The organism is Aliamphritea hakodatensis, from assembly GCF_024347195.1.
In the GTDB taxonomy this organism is placed as follows: Bacteria; Pseudomonadota; Gammaproteobacteria; order Pseudomonadales; family Balneatricaceae; genus Amphritea; species Amphritea hakodatensis.
Genome location: NZ_AP025281.1, coordinates 793,719 through 817,023, shown reverse-complemented (window position 1 = coordinate 817,023; position 23,305 = coordinate 793,719). Strand labels below are relative to the sequence as shown.

The following is a 23,305-nucleotide window of genomic DNA, read 5'->3' as shown; positions in this document are numbered from 1 at the left end:
CGCTGCCAACTTATTGCTTATTCAGTAATTCAACAACCTTCGCTGTGATATCCAGCTCAGGCTTGGCATAAATAGTGGATTGTTTATTGATTACAACGTCGTAACCGCCTTTTTCAATCATATCGCGGATAACAGCATCCAGCCGCGGACGCATTTTCTTTAAGAATGCCTGCTCACGCTCACGCTGCTGCAACTGCATCTCCTGGCCCTGACGCTGATATTCAGTTACCAGTTTTTGAAACTGCAGATTCTTTTGCTGCAAATCCGCCTGGCTGGCACCGGCTGCCTGCGCACTCTGCAGATCACCCTGCATCTGCTTGACCTGCTTTTCCAGTTCAGCTAACTGTGCTGCCTGTGGCTTAAACTCTTCCGTCATTGTCTGGCGAAATACTTCTGCAGCCTGGCTACTTAAAAGTGCCTGCTGGACACTCAGGGTCGCCACTTTGTCAGCCATCGCAGATGAACTCAGACCAAGCGCTACAACCAAACCTATTGATTTAAAAACATTCATCACTTTCTCCTTAGAAAGTCCGGCCCAGCGCAAATTCAAATGTTTGTTCGTCATCCCCGGACTTGGAGTTCAGAGGTTTTGCCAGCGCAAATGACAACGGACCTACCGGTGTCAGCCAGCTAAAGCCGATACCCGCCGAGTAACGTAATTCATCAAACTTAATCCCCGAGTCGCAGTTCGTGCTACCGGCCAGACATTCGGTCTGGAATACATTACCGACATCAAAGAACACCAGTGTACGAATAGAAGATGAGTCTTTGATAAACGGCGCCGGTACGATCAGTTCTACACTGCCGTCAATCTGCACATTACCGCCAAATGCGTCATTCTGACTGTCCCTTGGACCCAGAGTATTGGTCTTAAAACCCCGTACAGAAGACAGACCACCGCTGAAGTAGTTCCGGTAGAACGGATAATCATTATCTCCCAATGAGCCTGCATACCCTAAACGACCTCTGGCAGAGATAACCCAATCTTCAACACTGTCCAGCGGTTTGTACCACTTATATTCATAACGCTCGGAATGATACGTCAGATCACTGCCCGGAATCGCCACCGTTAATTCAGCGCTCTGATACGTACCGCGGGTTGGGAAGACCCGGCGGTTAAGTTTATTTTCTGTCCAGCGCAATGCAGTCGTGAAGTTCAGATAGCTATCGCCTTCTTTTTCGATGAAGTTGAATACTTCCTGAGCAGTATTGGTACCATTAGTCTTCAGATCAACCTGTTCAACCCCAAGACTGAAATTGATACGCTGAAAATCGTCAATCGGATAGCCGAAGTTTACCCGCGCGCCGATTTCATCGGTCAGATAGTCACTGACATTACTGTTGGTAAAGTTTCGTTCACGAAAATAGAAATCAAACCCACGGCTCACACCGTCAACTGTATAGTATGGATCTAAATAACTGAAAGACAATTGCTTACGGGTATCCGATTTTTCAATATTAATGCCAACCTGCTTACCGGATCCCAGAAAATTTTCTTGCCTTAACCCCAGATTCAGGATCAGACCCGCCGTACGGGAAAAACCGATACCTGCCGTTAAGCTACCAGAGTTCTGTTCTTCGAGCACATAATTCAGATCTACCTGATCATCAGTACCAGGCACAGGTACTGTATCAACATCGACCGACTGAAAATAACCGGTCTGTTCGATGCGACCTTTCGAGGTTTCGATCTTTTCTGAAGAGGCAATTGCCCCTTCCATCTGTGTAATCGTCCGACGAGCTGCTTCATCCGCAGTCCCGGTATTACCGGTAATATTAATCCGGCGTACGTAGGTACGTTTACCAGGCGCGACAAAGTAACGCAAAGTGACTGTCTTATCCTCTTCATTCAATTCAGGCACAGGGCTTACATTGGCAAACAGATACCCCTGATCTCCCAGCTTGCGCTCCACAGCCGTCTGCGAAGTCGTGACTTTTTCACGGGAGAAAATTTCACCGTCACTGATCGTCAGGGCCTCCATCAGCTCTTCTTTAGGCACTACCAGATCACCGGTAACATCAACACTGCTGACGCTGTACTGCTCACCTTCGGTAATATTAATGCTGATAAAAATGTGTTTTTTATCCGGTGAAACCGAGACCTGGGTAGAATCAATATTAAAGTTTACGTAACCGCGGTCCAGGTAATATGAACGTAGCCGTTCAAGATCACCTGAGAGCTTTTCACGGGCATAACGGCCACTCTTGGTGAAGAACGACCAGAAACCCGGCAGCTTCAGGCTAAACAGGTCAGTCAGCTCTTCTTCTTCAAAGACGGTATTACCAACAATATTAATATGCTGGATGGTCGCGACCTTACCTTCGGTCACATTGATGTTCAGTGCAACCCGGTTACCGGACAGCGGTTCAACCTCAGTTTGAATATCGGCACCGTAACGCCCGCGGCCGACATAGAGACGCAATAAATCCTGACGGATCTGATCCAGCGTTGCCCGTTTAAATACATCACCTTCTTTCAGGCCGGTCTGCTCCAGACCTGCAAGCAGCGCCTCATCATCGACAACACTGTTACCTTCAAGGCGAATTAAACTGACCGCAGGACGTTCTTTAACCCGCAACACCAGCACATCACCATCACGCTCCAGCTGGATATCTTCGAAATATCCGGTTTTAAATAAACGCCGTGTCGCACTGGCCAGTTCAGCACTGTCTACCTGCTCACCTGAATCAATTGCAAAATAACGCAAAGCCACACCCGGCTCTACCCTTTGAATCCCCTCAAGACGAATATCTTCTACTGTGAATGTTTCTGCCTGCGTACCAAATGCAAACAAAGCCAGGGAAAACAGAACTCCGAATCTGCGTTTCATGAACCACTTCTTTTCGTCGTTATTTTGGTTATTAAAGCCGCATAAGATCATTGAAGATCGCGACCCCCATCAAGGTAAACAGTACAGCCATACCCAGCCTTAATCCGACTGCCTGCACTTTTTCCGACACCGGCCTGCCCCGAATTATTTCAATGCAGTAATACACCAGATGTCCGCCATCCAGCATTGGGATCGGCAATAAATTTAAAATACCCAGGCTAATACTCAGATATGCCAGAAAGCTGGCAAAGGTTTCAAGACCTGATGCTGCTGAGGCAGCTGCCACTTTAGCAATGGTTATCGGTCCACTCAAGTTTTTTACCGATAAGATGCCTTCGAGCATTTTCCAAATAGAATCAAGGGTAAGGGTTATCATCTGCCAGGTTTTACGCACCGCATGTTCAGCTGATTCGAACACACCATACTGAACAACCCGCCGCATGTCCTCCGGCCACTCAACCGGCTGAACACCCGCACCGATATACCCGGTAACGTCACCGCTTTCCCAGCGTTTTTCCGCCGGAATAATGGACAACAGGATTGCTTCGTCGTTCCGCACAACCTCCAGCCGCAACTCTTGACCAGCATTCGCCTGTATCAGCGCTACAAAATCTTCCCACTTGCCGGCAGGCGCGCCGTTCACACGCACAATTTCATCACCAACCTGCAACCCACTCAGCTCCGCCTGGCCGGACGGCTCGACCCGTCCGATCACAACAGGAACCACAGGCCTGTATACGACAAGTCCCACGGAACTCAACGGACTTTCTGTCTCCAGGTCCAAAGTCCATTGCTGCAAGTCCAGAACATAGGTTTGACTGCTTTGCTGGGATTTATAACGCACCTCAAGCGGCACCATCGCCTGATCACCGATACGCGCAGCTAAGCGTAAATTAATATCATCCCAGGTCGGTGTTATATGACCGTCTACTGCAATAATTTCACCACCGGGAATAACGCCGGACACTTCAGCAATGCTTTGTGGCTTAACAGAACCTATAACAGGTACCAATGCACTGGTGCCGGAAAGAAACAGCGCCCAATAAACAAAAATCGGAAAGATAAGATTGACTAACGGCCCGGCCGCAACAACAGCAAAGCGCTGGTACACCGTCTTACGGTTGAAAGCCTGCGACCTGAGAGATTCCGGGACATCAGCCTCACGCTCATCAAGCATCGAAACATAGCCACCCAGCGGAATAGCTGCAATAACGTATTCAGTATCCTGCTTATCCCGCCAGCGCACCAACGGCTTACCAAAGCCAACAGAAAAACGAAGCACTTTAATGCCACAGCGTCTTGCTACCCAGAAATGCCCGTATTCATGAATTGTCACCAGGATACCCAGAGTAACAATCATCGCCAAAATAGTGGTAAGAAAATCCATAGATCTGACTCCCTGAATTACACAGTAGTCAGCACGTGCACACCCAGCACAAACATCGGCGCCGCGGCAGTAATACTGTCGATACGATCCAGCACACCGCCATGTCCGGGTAATAACTTACTGCTGTCTTTAATGCCCCGCTGGCGTTTCAGCATACTTTCAAAGAGATCGCCTAATACCGATGCCAAACCCGCGACCACAGAGAGCACTATCAGATAAAAACCGTCCAGTACGGAAAAGTCCAGATAAACAACAAAACCAACAGCAATCAGCACACAGCTACCGATACCGCCCCAGAATCCGGCCATCGTTTTTCCCGGGCTGACTTTAGGCGCCAGCTTTTTCCGCCCCCAGGTTTTTCCGGCAAAGTACGCGCCGATATCCGCGCCCCAGACCAGCAACAGAAGCATAAGCAGGAACACGCTGCCATCAGGATGCTGACGGATACTCACCAGCGCCATCCAACTGGGCACCAGAACAAGTAAGCCGATAATCATACGCTGCCAGCTGGACTGCCACCCTCTGACCACCGGAAACCTGAGCACCCAGAACAGCGCCATTACCCAGAACAAAACGGTTGGCAGCATAAAGTCTTTAAAATATTCAACCGGCAGGCTGTAATCCACCAGCGCTATACAAGCAGCTACGAAAGAAGAATAAGCCACCCGCGCACTGGCAGACGGCACTCCCGAAAGGTCTGCCCATTCCCAGGCAGCAAATAAAACAATCACACAGGTAAACAGTTTGAAAAGATCGAACGAAAGGAAAAACAGCCCAGCTAATGCACACGGAGCTAAAATCAGGGCGGTAATCAATCGTTGTTTAAGCATTCTCAGACTCTAATTGTTCGCTTGTTTTGCCGAAGCGTCGCTCCCGGCCCAAGTAACTTTCAATGGCATGAACCAATGCATACTTATCAAAATCCGGCCACAGCAAGTCACTGAAGTAATACTCACTGTAAGCCATCTGCCATATCAGAAAATTACTGACCCGCTGCTCACCCGCCGTTCTGATACACAAATCAGGGGCTGCAACATCAGCCAGATTAATATACTCACCCAGCATTGACTCAGTAATCTCTGCTGGATTCAGCTGTCCGTCAGCACATGCCTGCGCGAGTTGCTGACAGGCCTGCGTAATATCCCAGCGGCCTCCGTAATTGGCAGCAATATTCAGTGCCAACCCGGTATTCCCGGCTGTCTGCATTTCTGCTTTGGTAATTTTTTCCTGCAGGCTCTGACTGAAACGGGACTTATCACCAATAACCCGCAACCGGATATTATGCTTATTAAGCTTGCTGACTTCACGATCCAGCGCCCATGCAAACAGCTCCATCAGGCCCTTTACCTCAAGTGCCGGCCGCTGCCAGTTCTCGCTACTGAAAGCGAACAGCGTAAGTGCTTCCACACCCAGCTCCACACAACCTTCAATAACACTGCGTACACTGGCCACACCTGCTTTATGGCCGGAAAGACTGACGCGCTTGTGTTTTTTTGCCCAGCGATTATTGCCATCCATAATAATTGCAATATGCCGTGGCACAGCCTTCCCTTCAGGAAGGTTAAGATGAAGTTTTTCAGCCATCAAAAAAGCGCCCGGCACCATCAAACAATGAAACCGGGCATATCCTTATCAGATTTCCATCAGATCGGCTTCTTTCTCTTCAAGAAGCTTATCCACATCGGCAATGAACTTATCCGTTAATTTCTGAATCTGATCTTCACCGCGACGTAAATCGTCTTCAGTGATTTCTTTTTCCTTCAGAAGGTCTTTCAGGTCACCGTTAGCATCACGGCGAACATTACGCACAGATACACGGCCTTTTTCCGCTTCCTGACGGGCCTGACGGATGTAACCTTTACGGGTTTCTTCTGTCAGCATAGGCATTGGCACGCGAATCACCGCACCTGCCGAAGAAGGGTTCAGACCCAGATCAGACTTCATGATTGCTTTTTCAATTTCCGGGGCCAGATTGTTTTCCCACGGAGAGATAGACAAGGTACGGCCATCCTCAACAGAAATGTTAGCCACCTGGCTCAGCGGCACATCAGAACCATAATAAGACACAGTCACAGTGTCCAGAATGCTTGGGTGCGCACGGCCGGTACGAATTTTCTTCAGGTTATTCGCCAGTACTTCCAGGCTCTTTTGCATCCGCTCTTGAGCATCCTGAGCAATCTCATTCAGCATACTTATCTCCTACCGTCTCATTATTATCGATCACGGTGCCTTCATCGCCGCCAACAATCAGGTTTGCCAGGGCACCAGGCTTATTCATATTAAACACACGCAGTGGCATATCGTGGTCACGGCTCAGACAAATCGCCGTCAGATCCATTACACCCAACTGCTTTTCAATTGCTTCATCAAAGCTCAGATGACGGTAACGCCGTGCAGTCGGATCTTTCACCGGATCAGACGTATAAACACCATCAACCTTGGTTGCTTTAATTACGACATCTGCGCCAATTTCTATTCCCCGCAGACAGGCAGCAGAATCCGTTGTAAAGAAAGGATTACCGGTACCGGCAGAGAAAATTACCACATCGCCCTGATTCAGGTAACGCACTGCGTTACGGAAATCATAATCATCAACCACACCGGTCATCGGAATCGCCGACATAACCCGGGTTTTGATATTTGAACGCTCCAGCGCATCACGCATTGCCAAAGCATTCATTACGGTAGCCAGCATACCCATGTGGTCACCGGTTACCCGGTCCAGACCGGCAGCGCTCAGTGCAGCACCGCGAAACAGGTTACCACCACCGATAACCATACCAACCTGAACACCAATACCTACCAACTGGCCAATTTCCAGCGCCATACGATTCAGAACTTGCGGATCAATACCGAAGTTTTCATCGCCCATAAGGGCTTCGCCGCTGAGTTTTAATAGAATACGTTTAAATTTTTTGGAAGGCTGACTCGAGGCCGACATTGATTGCGTCTCCACCAGGACTGAAGTTAGAAGCAGTGTAACAAGAAAAAAATAGATTGCGCACCTGAAAAGATGCGCAATCCATTAGCAGGCAGGTATTAGCCTTTCAGTTGCTCAGCAACTTCATCAGCGAAGTCTTTCTTCTCGACTTCAATACCTTCACCTACTTCGATACGCACGAAAGAAGCAACGCTTGCGCCTGCATCTTTAACCAACTGACCTACTTTGACGTCAGGGTTTTTAACGAACGGCTGTTCAGTCAGGCTGTTTTCAGACAGGTACTTGTTGATACGACCAACAACCATCTTCTCAGCGATTTCAGCCGGCTTGCTTGCCATGTCAGGCTGCGCCAGAATAATTTCTTTTTCCTTAGCAACAACATCAGCAGGCATGTCTTCTTTGTTAACAACCTGTGGGTTAACAGCAGTTACGTGCATAGCTACGTCTTTAGCCAGCTCAGCGTTACCGCCGGTCAGAGACACGACAGCAGCCAGGTTACCGGTACCGTGCACGTATGCAGATACTACGTCACCCTCAACCAGCATGATGCGGCGAACACCGATGTTTTCACCGATTTTCTGCACCAGCGCGTCACGTGCTTCGCTCAGTTCACCGGCCATCAGCGCTTCAACGTCAGTTTGCTTTTCAGCGAACGCTTTAGCCAGAACGGTCTGACAGAAAGCCGCAAAGTTATCATCACGGGCAGCGAAGTCAGTTTCAGAGTTAACTTCTACAGCTACCGCATAGCTGTTATCTTCAGCAACCTGAACAACAACAACACCCTCAGCAGCAGTACGGCCAGCTTTTTTAGCCGCCTTCATGCCTGAAGCCTTACGCAGTTCTTCGATAGCCTTGTCAACATCACCATCGGCAGCAGCCAATGCTTTCTTACACTCCATCATACCCAGACCGGTACGATCGCGCAGTTCTTTTACCTGCTTAGCGGAGAAGTTTGCCATTTAATTGTACCCCGTTCACAAACTTTTAAATTCACATTGAAAAAAGGGGAGCTTACCGCTCCCCTCTCGCGAGCCCGGATATTAAAAACCCCGGCCGCTTACAGCCTGATTACTCAGCAGCTTCGTTCTGCTCTTCGACTTCGACGAATTCGCCTTTGTCAGCAGCAGTCGCTTCGCCACCTTCAGAGCACGCATCAGCAACCGCTTTAACGTAGATCTGAATAGCGCGCAGAGCATCATCGTTACCTGGGATAACGTAGTCAACGCCGTCCGGGTTGCTGTTAGTATCAACGATACCGATAACAGGAATACCCAGCTTGTTAGCTTCGTTGATAGCGATACGCTCGTGGTCAACGTCAACAACAAACAGTGCGTCTGGCAGACCACCCATGTCCTTGATACCGCCGATAGAACGTTCCAGCTTTTCCATTTCGCGCTGACGCATCAACGCTTCTTTCTTGGTCAGCTGAGCAAAAGTACCGTCCTGGCTCTGTGCTTCCAGATCACGGAAACGACGGATAGACTGACGGATAGTCTTGTAGTTAGTCAGCATACCACCTAACCAGCGGTGGTTTACGTACGGCATACCAGAGCGGGTCGCTTCTTCTTTGATGCACTTGCTTGCAGCACGCTTAGTACCAACGAACAGGATCTTGTTCTTGTTACCAGCCATACCTTTAACAACATCCAGCGCACCGTTCAGAGCAGGCAGAGTGTGCTCCAGGTTGATGATATGGATCTTGTTGCGAGCACCAAAGATGTACTTACCCATTTTAGGGTTCCAGTAACGGGTCTGGTGACCGAAGTGAACACCTGCTTTAAGCAGGTCACGCATTGTAACTTGTGCCATTTTAAAAATTCCTAATATTAGGGTTAGACCTCCATGCACCCCATCCCCCAACCGCAAGCGGCACCCAAGGCAATGTGTCGGTACATGTGTGGATTATTTATAATTTACGGGCAGTACCGGGATTACCGGCAACAGCTACGCAAATTTGCGGGCGGATTTATACCATAAACAGAGCATATTTTGAAGTGCTTGTTTTGTTCTTAAGCGCTTAATTCGCTACAATGCGACGCTCAGACTATATAAGAGAGTGCGCCGTACAAATTCACGGGCATACAACTCTCAACACCGTCCAGCCAATACAGTTTAAGGGTATATATGAGCATAGTAATTAAGTCAGCCGACGCCATCGAAAAAATGCGGGTGGCCGGACGCCTGGCGGCGGAAGTACTGGAAATGATTGAACCCCATGTTAAACCGGGCGTAACCACCAATGAAATCAATCAGATCTGTCATGATTACATTGTCAACGAACAACAGGCCATTCCTGCACCGCTGGACTATCACGGTTTTCCGAAATCTATCTGCACATCGGTTAACCATGTGGTTTGCCACGGCATTCCTAATGACAAGGCGCTGAAAAACGGCGACATGATCAACATCGATATCACCGTCATCAAAGATGGCTACCACGGTGACACCAGTAAAATGTTTTTTGTCGGCAAGGCTCAGCCCCACGCGGAGCGTCTGGCAAGCATCACACAGGAATGCCTGTACAAAGCAATGGAACTGGTTAAGCCCGGTGCGCAGCTGGGCGATATCGGCCACGTCATTCAGCAACACGCTGAATCCAACCACTACTCAGTGGTTCGCGAGTACTGCGGACACGGCATTGGGGAAGGCTTCCACGAAGACCCGCAGGTACTTCACTACGGTAAGGCCGGCACCGGCGTCACGCTGGAAGAAGGCATGATATTCACCATCGAGCCGATGATTAATGCTGGCAAGCGTCACGTTAAGTTGCTGAAACGGGATGGCTGGACCGTTGAAACCGTCGACAAACGCTTATCTGCCCAGTGGGAACATACAATTCTGGTTACGGCAGATGGCTATGAAGTACTGACCAAGCGTCAGGAAGAAAGTTTCTGAGTGTAACCCTGACACAGGCTTAAAGATGTCCGACACCCTTTTCGCGGCGGATGAATCACTGTTCTGCGCCGCTGAATTCAGTGCTGAACTGGCGGCAGCAGCGTCGCCAATTGCAGCCTTCAAACACACCCTGAAAAAAGCGCGGGCCCTGATGGATGAGCGCTTTATTCAGGGAGAGGACATCCGCAAGCTGATCTATGGCCGTGCCTGGCTGGTAGACCAGCTGCTGCTTCAGGCCTGGAATCTTTTTGACTGGCCGGATAACAACGGTTTTGCCCTGATCGCCGTCGGCGGTTATGGCCGCGGGGAACTTCACCCCCATTCCGATGTGGACCTGCTGATCCTGCTCGATGCTACTGAAGACGAACAGATGCAGGCCAGCATCAGCGGTTTTCTGACACTGCTCTGGGACATCAATCTGGACATAGGTTCCAGTGTCCGCACCCTTGAGGAATGCTACCGGGAAGCCGAAAAAGACATCACCATTGCCACCAACCTGATCGAGTCCCGTCTGATCACCGGCAACCAGCACCTGCATGACAAAATATTTCACCGGGTTACGTCCGGGGCATGGAGCGACAAGGAATTCTACCTCGCCAAGATTGACGAGCAAAAAAGCCGTCACGACAAAACCAACGACACCGAATACAACCTCGAGCCCAACCTTAAGACGTCACCCGGTGGCCTCCGGGACCTGCAGACCATTGGCTGGGTCGCCAAAAGACACTTCGGCACCACCTTCATTCATGATCTGGTAGACCACGGCTTCGTGACTGAATCAGAACTGGACACCCTGGAAAAAGGCGAACGCTATCTCTGGACTGTCCGCTATGCACTGCATATGCACTGCAAGCGCCGGGAAGACCGTTTACTGTTCGATCACCAGCGAACACTGGCAGACCTGTTTGGCTATAAAAATCAGGACGGTGCACTGGCCGTTGAACAGTTCATGGTGAAGTACTACCGCGTTGCCAAGACCATGTCTGAATTCAACAACATGCTGTTACAGTATTTTGATGAAGTAATCCTCAGTGTCGGTGAAGAGCAGGTTATCGAGCCCCTCAACAAGCGCTTTAACTTGCATAACGGCTACATCAAGGCTGCCTACCCCAGCGTTTTTGAACACCATCCTTTCGCCATGATGGAACTGTTCGTTCTGCTGGCTGAAAATGAACAGATCAAAGGGGTTCGGGCATCCACTATCCGGCTGATCCTGAACAACCGTCACCGGATTGATGATGATTTCCGCAAGGATATCCGCAATATTTCACTCTTTATGGAATTACTGCGAGGTAACCTCAAAGTATCCACCGAACTTAAGCGCATGAACCGTTTTGGCATCCTGGGACGCTATCTGCCGGAATTCGGCGAAATTATCGGCCAGATGCAGCACGACCTGTTTCATATCTATACCGTTGACGCGCACACACTGAAGGTCATTCAAAAGCTGCGTCAGTTTCGCCATACGGACAACAGCGAACAATTTCCGATTGCTCACCGGATCATTAATCAGATCCCGAAAATTGAACTCATCTATATTGCCGGGCTTTACCACGATATAGGCAAAGGCAGGGGCGGTGATCACTCTGAACTGGGCGCTGAAGACGTCAAACTGTTCTGCGAACGGCACCACCTGGGAAAATGGGATACACATCTGGTTACCTGGCTGGTCCGCAATCACCTGCTGATGTCGATGACCGCGCAGCGCAAAGATATCTCTGACCCTGATGTCATTCAGCATTTCGCCAAACAGGTCCGTGATCTGGACCACCTGGATCACCTTTACATTCTGACCGTCGCAGATATCAACGCCACCAACCATACCCTCTGGAACAGCTGGCGTGCCGCACTGCTTCGCCAACTGTACTCAGATACTAAGATCGCTCTGCAACGGGGACTGGAAAATCCGATCAACCGGGAAGACCGGATTGAGCAAACCCAGCATGAAGCCATGGTACAACTGCAACGCAACGGCTGCGGCGGCATGGAAGTGCTCAATTTCTGGGAACACCTGGGTGATGATTATTTTCTGCGCGAACAGGCCCTCAATATTGCCTGGCAAACCCGTGCCATTCTGGAACACGGTGAATCTGACTTGCCGCTGGTGAAGATGCACGAGACGTCCCGGCGTTCATTTGAAGGGGCCACAGAAGTCTTTATCTACATGCGTGACCAGCCAAACCTGTTTGCCGCCGCCGCATCAGCACTGGACCAACTGAACCTGAACATCCAGGACGCCCGCATCATGGTGGCTGACAACAATCAGACACTTAACACCTATACCGTGCTGACTGCAGACAACCAGCCGCTGACCGATAACGCCGCACACCTGGAGTATATTCAGCAAAGCCTGGTGAATGCACTGAACAATCCGGAAGAATATCCGAACATTATACATCGGCGCATTCCCCGCCAGCTCAAACTCTTCGCTAATCCCACACGCGTCAATATTATCAATGACACTGAACACGGATTAACCACACTGGAAGTTATGACGCCGGACCGCCCAGGCCTACTGGCCCGTCTGGGACGTATATTTATGACCCACGGAATATCCGTTCGCAAAGCCAAAATCGCCAGCATCGGCGAACGGGTGGAAGATTACTTCTTCATCAGCGATATACAGGGCAACCCACTAACAGATGAAGCCCTGTGCGATGCATTGCAAAAAGATATCTGCCAACAACTGGATGAACACATCCAGGGCGAACAATAACCCCTGGCCGCCGCTTTACTGCAGGCCAATGTAAGGAATAAACATGGATAAGCAACAACAAACCGAACTGGAAGCAGCCGCTTTCCGCCGCCTGGTAAAGCACCTCGACAGCCGCAAAGACGTACAAAACATTGATCTGATGATTCTGGCAGGCTTCTGCCGCAACTGCCTGTCCAAATGGTACAAAGCTGCGGCTGACGAGCAAGGTGTAGAAATGAGCTATGAAGACGCCTGTGAACAGGTTTACGGCATGCCTTACACTGAATGGAAAGCCAACCACCAGCAGAAAGCCACACCGGAACAGCTGGCAGCATTTGAAAAAACTCAAAAGCCTGCGTAAAACGATTCAGGCATAAAAAAGGGCATCTCACATGCCCTTTTTTATTGCCTCATGGTTACTGGCTGTTCCGCCAGGCCCGTTGTAGCTGGTTCAGATCCACTTCAAGAATAGTGGCATATACATCATCCTGAACCGGATAACTCTTCACCACCCGGGCGCCCCGAATGATCCCGGCAACGGCCCCCTGAAAGGAATTACTCTGCAAAATCATATCCTGAACAGAGGTACTGCCGGCCAGATGCTGACCATGCACCACCGCTGTCAGCTCCCGGTATGCATCCAGCTTGGACGCCTTGATGGCGTTAAGAATTTTATGTTGCCGGTTCAGTCCCGACTGCAAACTGATCGGCGCATAGCCGGTGACCTGCACCCAGTCCGGCGGCAGCGGCGTATCATCAACCCGCGGCGGCACATCAGGAAGGGCACTGACAATATCCTTGGTTGATTCAACAAAGGTTTCACAACCGGCCAGAGCAATACCCAGTATTCCAACCAGCAGAATCCGGCATACCTTAGCGGTGATAGTGATCATTGCGCTCTCCCCTGACCATTTTCAATAATCATACCGGCGGCATCACTGGCCAGCGGATCATATCCGGGAATTTCACCTTCCAGACGGGCGACCGATACATGGGACTGGCCGGTCGCCATCACCTGCCGGGTTGTGGTATCAAGCACCCGGGCATTAATCACCAGACCATCCGGATGACGGGCATAGGTACCGGTCAGTATGTAATGAATCCGGAAACGGTTACGGATTGAAGACAGGTTATCCCGGGACAATGGATTCTTCAGTGTAGTATTCAGGCTCACTGCCCGATAATCCACCAGATTGTAGCCATGCTGCTGCATCTGAAAAATCATACTTTCACTGAGCCGTTCTCCCAACCCCGACGGTGTTGTTTTCCCGTCAAGATTTTTAAAAGGCAGAATGGCAATCGGCAGCTTTTTTACCCGGTTCTTTGCCAGTCCGGTATCAATCTGTACGGCCATCTGGGCGACGACTTCGCTCATCGCATCAGTGCCGTTGGAAACAGCATCGACCATAATGACTTCCCGCGTCAGGGCTTCACGTTCGGCCTGTACCGCTTCAGTCTGTGTTTCACGCAGTGTCTGGGCAGCTTCCGGACTGATACTGTCGAGCTGAATTTTCACAGTCTCATTCCGGGGAGCTGAACAGCCGGTTATCCCGATTATTATCAGACCTATAGCAAGTTGTCTTAAATATTTCATCAACTGGTCACATCTGCCATTATACGCTTTCAGGAAACTGCAAAAGTCACATCTGTGTCGCCACAGGCAAGACCTTTACCGCAGTCAGGATAAATTACCATAATTTTCTGCAGAGAATGCTATCTTATCCACCTGAATGACATATTCTCTACGCATATATGTACTGTTATCGGTGACCCGAAGCTTATGTTTAATCTGTTACGCGTAATTTTTGCCGCCTGCTTACTGGCAACGTCGTCCCTCAGCACTGCGATTACCGTTGAAGCTCAGGGCCAGTCAATGATCTTCGACGGTGACCTTGACTCTGCCCGCCGAAACGCCATCCGCAACGCTTCCCAACAGGCATCATTACAGGCCAGTGTCTTTGTCAGCAGCACCCAGAAAGTCACCGACGGTGTACTCAGCATCGATAACATGCAAATCAAAACCCTGGGACAGGTTAACGACATAGAAATAATTGATGAAGTCATCCGTAACCAGACCCTGCATGTCAGGATAAGGGCCAACGTTGAATACGAAGCGGACTGCAAAAACGGCACCCGCAGCCAGGGTTACATGAAGTCTCTGGCAATTACGGCATTCCCACTGCTGACACCCACCCAGGCAATCCTGGGGTCACTGGAAAACATCCAGTCAGGATTCAGCACTCAACTCACCCATGACATAAACGAAAATACCGGTCTGTCAGCCCGGAACGCCGGACTGCTGACCATGCACCCGGAATTACTGACGGCCCCTTCCAGGCAACTGTCTGCCGGCGCGATTTCCACAGTCTTACAAGAGATCCAGCAGCTAGATGTGCAATACGTTATTTCCGGCGTAATCCGTGACATGACCATGCACGACCCGGATACCATCGCACTTAAACGCAACATACTGGTGGATTTTTATAACCGTCAGGATTACCGCAGCAAGCGTCATTTGCGCAACCTGGTTGTGGATGTGTTTATCCATGACGGCTTCAGCGGTGCCCTGCTATTCAACAAACAATACGTCATGGCGGGCCGCTGGAATCTGGCGCCTGAAGCGAAAATAGGCTTTGCCAGCGCAGCCTACTGGAAACAGGATTACGGCGTTCAGACCCAACAGTTACTCAGCCAGATCACTGACGATATCCAGACAGAATTACGCTGCAAACCCTTTTCTGCCAGTATCACCCGGACCGACGGAAGCTTCATCTGGTTCAATGCCGGCTCACAGGCAGGCATCAACATCGGAGACCGCCTCAGCGTTTACCGTAAATCCAGCTTTTACACCAACGGCATCAGCGAAAATATTCAGCTAACTAACACCCAGAGCAGTATCACTGTTACGGATGTTCAGCCGTTTTTCTCGGTGGGCCGCCTGACACAGGAAGGCTCTACCTACAATATTCAGCCGGATGACGTCGTCATTACCCACTGAAGCACAACATCCCGCAGACACAAAAAAGCCGGGGCTGTTCAGTAACAGCTACCCGGCTTTTTTTACTTAGCAGTACGGCAACAGTTTATTGCTGAGTACCGCGAATCTGAACCTCTACCCGGCGATTCTGCGAGCGCCCGGCAGCAGTATCGTTGCTGGCCACAGGATAGCGTTCACCATAGCCACGGGCCTGCAACCGCAGATCAGAAACCCCGGTGCTGGCAAGATACTGAGCAACGGATGCCGCCCGGCGTTCAGAAAGCTCCTGGTTATACTGAGCAGAACCGGTACTGTCGGTAAAACCGTCCACATTTACGATCGTCTTATCAAACTTCACCAGCACTTTGCCCACAGAGCCCAGCACACCGTTGAAACCCGGGGCAACATTATACGAATCAGTCGCAAACGTAATATTCCCCGGCATGATCAGGCGAATTTCATCTCCAACCCGCTCAACCCGCACCCCGGTACCTTCCAACTCCTGGCGCAGTAACATCTCTTGCTGATCCATGTAATAACCGATACCGCCACCAACAGCACCGCCCACCAGCGCACCGGTGATTGCGCCTTTGGTACGGTCACTTTTACTGGAAACAGCCGCCCCTAAAACAGCACCGGCCAATGCACCTATCCCGGCACCTTTAGTCGCATTACCGGTTTTTTGTTCCTGCGTATACGGATCCAGTGTCTGACAACCTGCTAACACCAGCGCACAGGCAAGGACAGTTAATTTCTTCATAAATATACCTCAACATTCTTTCACTGCCGGTCTACCCGGCTACGCCACTGGCTGTGACTCCAGCCAGAGCAAATAATTCAGCATCTTTTCCACAAATTGCCATACCTGATGTAAAAAACATACACATCAGCCGGAATGCTAAAAATTATAGTCTGGTAATATGAATAATTACTGAGTTTATGAAAATTCCCCCACCTATCCCCTAGTCAGTACGTGTTACAACTTATAGAATCGGTCGTTAATATATTTGTAAGATTCTGTTCCGAGGAAAGTCCCTTGTCTCAACTCCCGGTTATTGTAGGTTTCGGCGGCATCAGCCCTGCCGGTCGCAGTTCCTTTCACCACGGTTATCGTCGCCTTGTGCTGGACGAACTGGATGAGACGAGCCGCGCAGAAACATTATTGGATCTGGCAACACTGATGGGGCTGGCCGGATTTGAAAATGGCCATTATGTTGATGCCGAAGGCAAGCAGCGCCCGGTGACAGAACTTGCCGAAAATCTTGCCGAACAGGTGAAAAACAACACCCTGATCCGGCGTATTGAAAACGACTGTTTCGACATCAATAACGTTGTTTTCAACCAACCCGCTAAACTGAACACCTCTGAGACGGTCACTTTCACCCTGCGCAAGCGTCAGATGCCTCAGCAGATACCGGAGAACTGGCAGGTAACAGAACTCAATGCCAATCAGGTGGAAGTTACCTTCAGCGGCGAACTGAATACCATTTTACCGGACACCCGTGGTGCCCAGGTACGCACTGCCGGCCAGTTACCGACCGGCTTTAAACCCGGCACTCTGTACCAGTCCCGTAACCATCCGCGCAATCTGCAAATGACCGTATTCGGTGCATCCGATGCCCTGAACTCAGCCGGTATTCCGTGGGATGTCATTGCCGATAACGTAGCACCGGATCAGATCGGTGTTTATGCCAGCAACTCGATTGGCCAGCTGGACGATCTGGGGTTTGGCGGTCTGGTGAAATTCCCGTCGATCGGAAAACGTACCACCTCCAAGAATATGCCACTGGGCTATGCCCAAATGCCCGCTGACTTTATTAATGCCTACATTCTTGGCAGTGTTGGCGTGACCGGTGGTGCGCTGGGTGCCTGTGCAACTTACCTGTACAACCTGCGCAGTGCGGTGAACGACATTCGCAGCGGCCGTCGTAAAGTCGTGCTGGTTGGCGGCAGCGATGCACCCGTCACTCCGGAAATTATTGAAGGCTTCCGTGCCATGGGTGCACTGGCAGAAGATAAGGCCCTGCTGGCACTGGATAAGCTCAGTGAACTGAGCGATGCAGACTATCGCCGCGCCTGCCGGCCATTTGGTGAAAACTGTGGTTTTACCATTGCAGAATCCTGTCAGTTTACCCTGCTGATGAGCGATGATCTGGCACTGGAATTAGGTGCTCAGATTCACGGTGCTATTCCGGAAGTATTTGTAAACGCAGACGGCCACAAAAAGTCCATTTCCGCACCCGGCATTGGTAACTACATCACCATGGGCAAAGCCGCATCACTGGTAAAAAGCATGCTGGGTGAAACATCACTGCGCCAGCGCAGCTTCGTACAGGCCCACGGCACCAGCACCCCGCAGAACCGGGTCACGGAATCTCATGTTATCAATGAAACCGCCAAAGCATTTAATATTTCCGACTGGAAAGTAGCGGCAATGAAATGCTACCTGGGACATTCCCAGGGCACTGCAGGTGGTGATCAGCTGAACCTCTCTCTGGGCGTCTGGGAACACGGGATTATTCCCGGCATTATAACCACGCCGGCCTTTGCCGATGATATTCACGCCAGCAATCTGCACCTGAGCAACCAGCATATGCAGGTAGGTACCGACGGCATGGACTCGGTGATTCTGAACTCCAAAGGATTCGGAGGCAATAACGCCAGTGCGGTTATGCTGTCGCCGGCAGTCACAACCGCAATGCTGACCAAACGTCACGGTAAAGAAGCAATGGCCCGGTATCAGGATAAACTGGCGGAAACCCTGACCAGCGCAAAAGACTATGACGAACATTCCGTCAAAGGGCTGAGTAAACCTATCTACCGCTACGATCATAACGTGCTGACCGGCGAAGATTTACAGATGACCGACAGCGAGATTCAGCTGCCCGGATACGCAAATCCGGTTGATCTGAAAATCGACAATCCATTCAGTGATATGAGCAACACCTGAGTCACTTCCGTGAACCGGCTGCTGCACGACAGCAGCCGGAAAGCAATATCAACAGCACTGTCAGCGTCCCAGCTTCTTCCTGAACAGCCCTGCTTTTCGGCTTAAAATATCAAAACGCCGGTAAGACTCACAAAGGCTTATGTTCTCTTCAACACCAATCGCCAGAAAACCGCCCGGCATCAGTGCATCTGCCAGCTTACCCAGCACCCTGTTCTTCAGATCATGGCCAAAGTAAATAAATACATTACGGCACAGGATCAAATGCGCGGATACATGATTGGGCTGCTGCACCAAATCATGCTTTTCGAACGCGATACGCTGCAACAGTTGATCATTCAGTTTCAGCTGACCACCTACCGGTGAAAAATAATCCCTGAGCTCTCCGCAACCCCCGGAAGCCTGATAACGTTCAACGACATCTTCATCCAGTGGCCGCTGCAAGATACCGGAACGGGCGTTTTCGAGTGCCCCGGGGCTTATATCTGTGGCGTATAACTGAGTACGTTCCAACAGCCCGGCTTCTGCCAGCAGGATCGCCAGCGAATAAACCTCTTCACCGTCGGCACAACCGGCGATCCACACCGACAACCGGGGAAATGACTGCAAATACAGCAACACATCGTCTTGGAGACGCTTAAACAGCTCCGGATCACGGAACATAACGGAATAGCTGACGGTAAGACGGTCAATGACATTGCGCCGGAAATCCAGATCATGCGCCACCAGGGGAATTAAATCTGACACATGCTCAAGGCCGTGTTCGGCCAGCACATTCTGAATTAACCGCATCAGCGAACGGCGTCCATACTGGCGTAAATCATAATCACAAAAACGGTACAGGGCTTCCAGCAGAAGCTCCAGTTCATCCATTTCCAGCGGCGTGAGTACCGGTTGCGTAAACAGCCCGTCACCGAATGATTCCCGGGCCGTTATTCTATGATTAGCAGCCATATCTAAAGTAACCGCTGCATATGTACCATCAGTTCCTGAACATCCACAGGCTTTGATACATAGTCATCAGCACCGGCCTGCAGACATTTTTCCCGGTCGCCCGGCATGGCATTAGCTGTTAGCGCAATAATCGGTAAACAGGTGTAACGGCTGTCATCCCGGATTCTGGCAATGGTTTCATAACCGTCCATTTCCGGCATCATAATGTCCATCAGAATCAGCTCGATACCGTCCGTATCATCCAGCAGTTCCAGCGCCTTAAGGCCACTCGGCGCAATATGCACAGTCATTTTTTGCTTACGCAGTACTTTTGCCAGCGCAAAGGTGTTACGCATATCATCATCCACCAGCAACGCTGTCCGCCCACTCAGATCAGCCGGCTTATCTGCAGAACCGGTTTCCGGTAATTCAGCCGCGGCAACCGGCGCCGATACTGCCGCGCTGACCTCCGCATGTTCTTCGGAATTGACATCATTCAGGAACTGGAACACTTCACTGAGCAAACGCTCCGGTGAACGCGCAGACTTGATAACAATTTTATCGGTGTACTGGCTCAGTTCCAGATATTCATCGTTTGTCAGTTCCTTACCGGTATGCACAATCACCTGAGGCAATACCTCCTGAGGCAGATCACTTAGCGATCTCAATACCTCAAAGCCCGTCATGTCCGGTAATCCCAGATCCAGAATAATTGCCACATATTTTTGCCGGGTAACCGCATCCAGCGCACCGTTGCCCGTATGCACGAAATCCAGCTCCAGCTGATCCTGTTTAAGTAACCGCTGCAACGCCAGACTACCGGCTGCGTCATCTTCCACAATCAGTAAACGGGACTTCTGCGGCTGACTGGCACCGTACATCTGATGTAAAACATCGACGATCTGTTTTTTCGTAACCGGTTTAACTAACTGGCTGTCAGCCCCCCGCTGGCTCAGATCAGCCAGATTATCCAGCGCACTCATTACATGTACCGGAATATGCCGGGTAGCCTCATCCGCCCGCAACTGACTGATAACATCATCACCATCCATGCCCGGCAGCATATAGTCCATCACGATTCCGGTAACCGGATACTGTTTTGCCAGCATCAGGCCAGTTTCGCCATCACCGGCCACCAGCGCCTGAACGCCCTGTTGATGGCAGGTCTGATACAGGATTCTGGCGAACTTGGGATCGTCTTCAACAATCAGAAACAGAGGGCGGCTTGCATCCAGACAGTGGCGGTCATCTTCGCTCAGATCCTGCACCCTGTTCAGCGAAGGCTCCAGCAGATCAGCCGCTTCAAACCCGGCTTCAGCGGTAGCCACAACCTGCTGCTTTGAAACAGTTTTTGCGGGTAACACCGTCTTACGTGCCGGAATTCGCAGTGTGAATGTACTTCCCTGACCAGGTGTACTCTGGACTTCAATATCTCCTCCCAGTAAGCGGGCAAACTCACGACTGATGGATAAGCCCAGCCCGGTTCCGCCAAATTCCCGGGTCGTCGATCCATCCGCCTGCTGGAAGGCCAGGAAAACATTTTCCTGCTGCGCTTCCGCAATACCGATACCGGTATCGGACACCGCGATTGCCAGCCAGTTTTCACCGGACGCATCAGACTGCAAACTGAACCGGACGCTAACAGCCCCTTCAGGCGTAAACTTCACACCATTACCAATCAGGTTAGTCAGCACCTGCTCAAGACGGACATAGTCACTGACAAAGTTTTCCGGGACTTCGGCTTCCCGGGTAATTGAAAAGCTGATTCCTTTATCTGTCGCCAGCGGCGTAAAACGATGATTCAGGCTGCGGATAAGACGGGTCAGTTCAATATTCTCATCATTGGCCAGCATTTTTCCGGCTTCGACTTTGGAGAGATCCAGAATATCATTGATCAGATTCAGTAAGTGCTTACCGCTGTCCTGAATGACTTCTGCCGACTCAACTTCATCCGCAGAAAGGTTACCTTCATCATTGCCGGCCAGCGCACGTGCCAGAATCAGTAAGCTGTTCAGCGGTGTACGAAGCTCATGGGACATATTGGCCAGAAATTCTGATTTATAGCGGCTGGTCTGCTCCAGCTCAGTCGCCTTGATCTGAATATCTTTCTGTGACTGCTCCAGCGCCACTTTCTGCGCTTCCAGATCGCTGCTCTTCGAACGCAGCGACTCATTCATGATCCGCAGCTCTTCCTGCTGGGTCTGTAACTCTTCTGACAGATTTTGTGAATCTTTCAGCGCGACACTCAGCGTATTTCGTGTGGTCACGTTTTCGAAGGCAATGCCCAGCGGCTCCCGCAAGGTCTCCAGTAACGTGATGACAGAATCATCTACCGGATTAAGGAAACCTAATTCAATCACGCCCCGCAGTTCATTCCGAAACGAAAAAGGCACCAAAGCCAGACTGTGCGGTTCTGCCTGACCGCAACCTGAAGCCAGAGTAAGATACCCCATCGGCACATCATGAATAACAACAATATTATTTTCAGCGGCCGCCTGCCCGATTAAGCCTTGCCCGAGCTGATAACGCCGGTTTTCCCGGCCAACATCCATATGAGCAAAAGTGGCCACCCGCTCCAACAGTCCCTGTCCGTCATCCAGTTCAGCGTCGCGCCACAGATACAGGCTGCCGGCCTGAGCCTTTACATATCTGGCGAGTACCTGCAATGTCACCTCTGACATTACCTCAACATCCCGTTCCTGACGCAGAACATCACTGACAGACACCATTCCCTCTTGCAGCCAGGCCTGCTGTTTACTGGCGTCACTGGTTTCACGCAGATTAGCTGTCATCAGCTTCAGAGCATGATACACACTGCCTTCAGTGGCTTTATCATTAAACGTCAGATCAAGATTCCCGCTGGATATGGAGTTGGCTATATGGTTCATCGTAACCGGCTCACCGCCTAACGGTTTAAGCACAATTCTTACCAGCAACCAGGAAAGCCCCAGCGAGAACAACAGCAACGCAACCGCCATTACTTTCAGGACAAGTAAAAGATTATCGCTACGCCCCAGAAAACCGGCGACGTCGCCAGAAGTGCGTGTATCGAGTAACACAAAGAACTCATCGAGCGGACGCATAATGCGCTCTTTTTCCAGATGATAATCCCGGTTATGCAGCAACTCACTCGCCATTTGCTGATCAGGCGTACCGGAAACCGTAAAATCCCCCATGGCATCCTCGTACTGTCCGACGATTGCATGCATGGCAACTTCCTCGGTCCGTACCAAACCATTGGAGTTAGCTTCAGCCTGCGCCAGCTTAGCCAGTTCCGCCTCGTCAAACCCTGCTTTTTCCATCAGGCTCTGGAGCGATTCAGTGTCCCCGTCCCGGCGGGGCGCAACATCTCTGGCCGCAAAGAAATCCCAGTAAATACGCTCATACTCCTCCGGACGGGGTTTTTTACCGTCACGGATATCAAGTACATCGTGATAATACTGCTGATAGCGCTCATCGCCGGTGATGGCATAGGTTCTGGCAAAACGGGTCAGATCATCGGAGCTTTGCCGTAACTGATCAGCCAGCAAATAGGACTGATAACGGTTTTCGTAACTTTCAATCAGTGCTTTCTGGTTGGTAAACACCAGTAAAACCACCGTAACCAGGCTGATCGAAAACAGTAACATCGTAATAAACGTTGTCAGTATTAGCCGTTTAATTGTCATAATATTCAGATCCGTCTTAATAAATGCTGCT

19 protein-coding genes are annotated in these 23,305 nt (G+C 50.5%); 5 read left to right on the top strand and 14 right to left on the bottom strand.

Annotation, left to right across the window (positions count from 1 at the left end; all coding sequences use genetic code 11):
• Positions 1-10: 10 nt before the first annotated feature.
• The 9 genes from PCI15_RS03675 to rpsB form a co-directional block, all read right to left on the bottom strand.
• On the bottom strand, positions 11-511 hold the full coding sequence (locus PCI15_RS03675; protein ID WP_271273015.1) for an OmpH/Skp family outer membrane protein: 501 nt from the start codon (positions 509-511) through the stop codon (positions 11-13).
• Positions 512-521: 10 nt separating this feature from the next.
• Positions 522-2,831, bottom strand: a complete 2,310-nt coding sequence (bamA, locus tag PCI15_RS03670) for an outer membrane protein assembly factor BamA (RefSeq protein WP_271273014.1) — start codon at positions 2,829-2,831, stop codon at positions 522-524.
• A 31-nt stretch (positions 2,832-2,862) separates the two neighbouring features.
• Positions 2,863-4,218 carry a sigma E protease regulator RseP gene (rseP, locus tag PCI15_RS03665; protein WP_271273013.1) on the bottom strand — a complete coding sequence of 452 codons (1,356 nt, stop codon included), beginning with the start codon at positions 4,216-4,218 and terminating at the stop codon, positions 2,863-2,865.
• A 17-nt stretch (positions 4,219-4,235) separates the two neighbouring features.
• Positions 4,236-5,048, bottom strand: a complete 813-nt coding sequence (locus tag PCI15_RS03660) for a phosphatidate cytidylyltransferase (RefSeq protein ID WP_271273012.1) — start codon at positions 5,046-5,048, stop codon at positions 4,236-4,238.
• A complete protein-coding gene (uppS, locus tag PCI15_RS03655) occupies positions 5,041-5,802 on the bottom strand; it encodes an undecaprenyl pyrophosphate synthase (protein ID WP_271273011.1) in 762 nt (253 codons plus the stop codon). The genes PCI15_RS03660 and uppS overlap by 8 nt, the downstream gene beginning before the upstream one ends.
• Before the next feature lie 48 nt (positions 5,803-5,850).
• Positions 5,851-6,408, bottom strand: a complete 558-nt coding sequence (gene frr / locus PCI15_RS03650) for a ribosome recycling factor (protein WP_205659366.1) — start codon at positions 6,406-6,408, stop codon at positions 5,851-5,853.
• On the bottom strand, positions 6,398-7,159 hold the full coding sequence (gene pyrH, locus PCI15_RS03645) for a UMP kinase (protein WP_205659365.1): 762 nt from the start codon (positions 7,157-7,159) through the stop codon (positions 6,398-6,400). The genes frr and pyrH overlap by 11 nt, the downstream gene beginning before the upstream one ends.
• 98 nt (positions 7,160-7,257) lie before the next feature.
• Positions 7,258-8,118 carry a translation elongation factor Ts gene (gene tsf / locus PCI15_RS03640; RefSeq protein WP_271273010.1) on the bottom strand — a complete coding sequence of 287 codons (861 nt, stop codon included), beginning with the start codon at positions 8,116-8,118 and terminating at the stop codon, positions 7,258-7,260.
• Positions 8,119-8,227: 109 nt separating this feature from the next.
• The gene (gene rpsB, locus PCI15_RS03635; protein ID WP_271273009.1) at positions 8,228-8,968 is read right to left on the bottom strand and encodes a 30S ribosomal protein S2; all 741 of its coding nucleotides are present in this window, start codon (positions 8,966-8,968) and stop codon (positions 8,228-8,230) included.
• A 315-nt stretch (positions 8,969-9,283) separates the two neighbouring features.
• Here rpsB and map point away from each other — a divergent pair, with 315 nt between their 5' ends.
• The 3 genes from map to PCI15_RS03620 are packed head-to-tail and all read left to right on the top strand — an operon-like array spanning position 9,284 to position 13,110.
• Positions 9,284-10,054, top strand: a complete 771-nt coding sequence (map, locus tag PCI15_RS03630; RefSeq protein WP_271273008.1) for a type I methionyl aminopeptidase — start codon at positions 9,284-9,286, stop codon at positions 10,052-10,054.
• Positions 10,055-10,079: 25 nt separating this feature from the next.
• Positions 10,080-12,770, top strand: a complete 2,691-nt coding sequence (locus PCI15_RS03625) for a [protein-PII] uridylyltransferase (protein ID WP_271273007.1) — start codon at positions 10,080-10,082, stop codon at positions 12,768-12,770.
• Between the two features lie 43 nt (positions 12,771-12,813).
• Positions 12,814-13,110: a DUF1244 domain-containing protein gene (locus PCI15_RS03620; protein ID WP_271273006.1), complete on the top strand. Its 297-nt coding sequence runs from the start codon at positions 12,814-12,816 to the stop codon at positions 13,108-13,110.
• A gap of 55 nt (positions 13,111-13,165) precedes the next feature.
• On the opposite strand, the gene PCI15_RS03615 is transcribed toward PCI15_RS03620, so the two are convergent.
• Both PCI15_RS03615 and PCI15_RS03610 read right to left on the bottom strand, forming a co-directional pair.
• Positions 13,166-13,642 carry an LPP20 family lipoprotein gene (locus PCI15_RS03615; protein WP_271273005.1) on the bottom strand — a complete coding sequence of 159 codons (477 nt, stop codon included), beginning with the start codon at positions 13,640-13,642 and terminating at the stop codon, positions 13,166-13,168.
• Complete coding sequence (locus PCI15_RS03610) at positions 13,639-14,265, bottom strand: FlgO family outer membrane protein (protein WP_271273004.1); 627 nt, start codon at positions 14,263-14,265, stop codon at positions 13,639-13,641. The genes PCI15_RS03615 and PCI15_RS03610 overlap by 4 nt, the downstream gene beginning before the upstream one ends.
• Positions 14,266-14,529: 264 nt before the next feature.
• On the opposite strand from PCI15_RS03610, the gene PCI15_RS03605 reads away from it, so the two are divergent.
• On the top strand, positions 14,530-15,747 hold the full coding sequence (locus tag PCI15_RS03605) for a flagellar assembly protein T N-terminal domain-containing protein (RefSeq protein WP_271273003.1): 1,218 nt from the start codon (positions 14,530-14,532) through the stop codon (positions 15,745-15,747).
• 85 nt (positions 15,748-15,832) lie between these two features.
• On the opposite strand, the gene PCI15_RS03600 is transcribed toward PCI15_RS03605, so the two are convergent.
• A complete protein-coding gene (locus tag PCI15_RS03600; protein ID WP_271273002.1) occupies positions 15,833-16,486 on the bottom strand; it encodes a YiaD family glycine zipper/OmpA-like lipoprotein in 654 nt (217 codons plus the stop codon).
• A 276-nt stretch (positions 16,487-16,762) separates the two neighbouring features.
• Between PCI15_RS03600 and PCI15_RS03595 the strand changes: the two genes are divergently transcribed.
• The gene (locus tag PCI15_RS03595) at positions 16,763-18,676 is read left to right on the top strand and encodes a beta-ketoacyl synthase (protein WP_271273001.1); all 1,914 of its coding nucleotides are present in this window, start codon (positions 16,763-16,765) and stop codon (positions 18,674-18,676) included.
• A gap of 60 nt (positions 18,677-18,736) precedes the next feature.
• On the opposite strand, the gene PCI15_RS03590 is transcribed toward PCI15_RS03595, so the two are convergent.
• The gene (locus PCI15_RS03590) at positions 18,737-19,627 is read right to left on the bottom strand and encodes a CheR family methyltransferase (protein ID WP_271273000.1); all 891 of its coding nucleotides are present in this window, start codon (positions 19,625-19,627) and stop codon (positions 18,737-18,739) included.
• Between the two features lie 2 nt (positions 19,628-19,629).
• Positions 19,630-23,274: a response regulator gene (locus tag PCI15_RS03585; RefSeq protein WP_271272999.1), complete on the bottom strand. Its 3,645-nt coding sequence runs from the start codon at positions 23,272-23,274 to the stop codon at positions 19,630-19,632.
• Positions 23,275-23,305 lie beyond the last annotated feature (31 nt).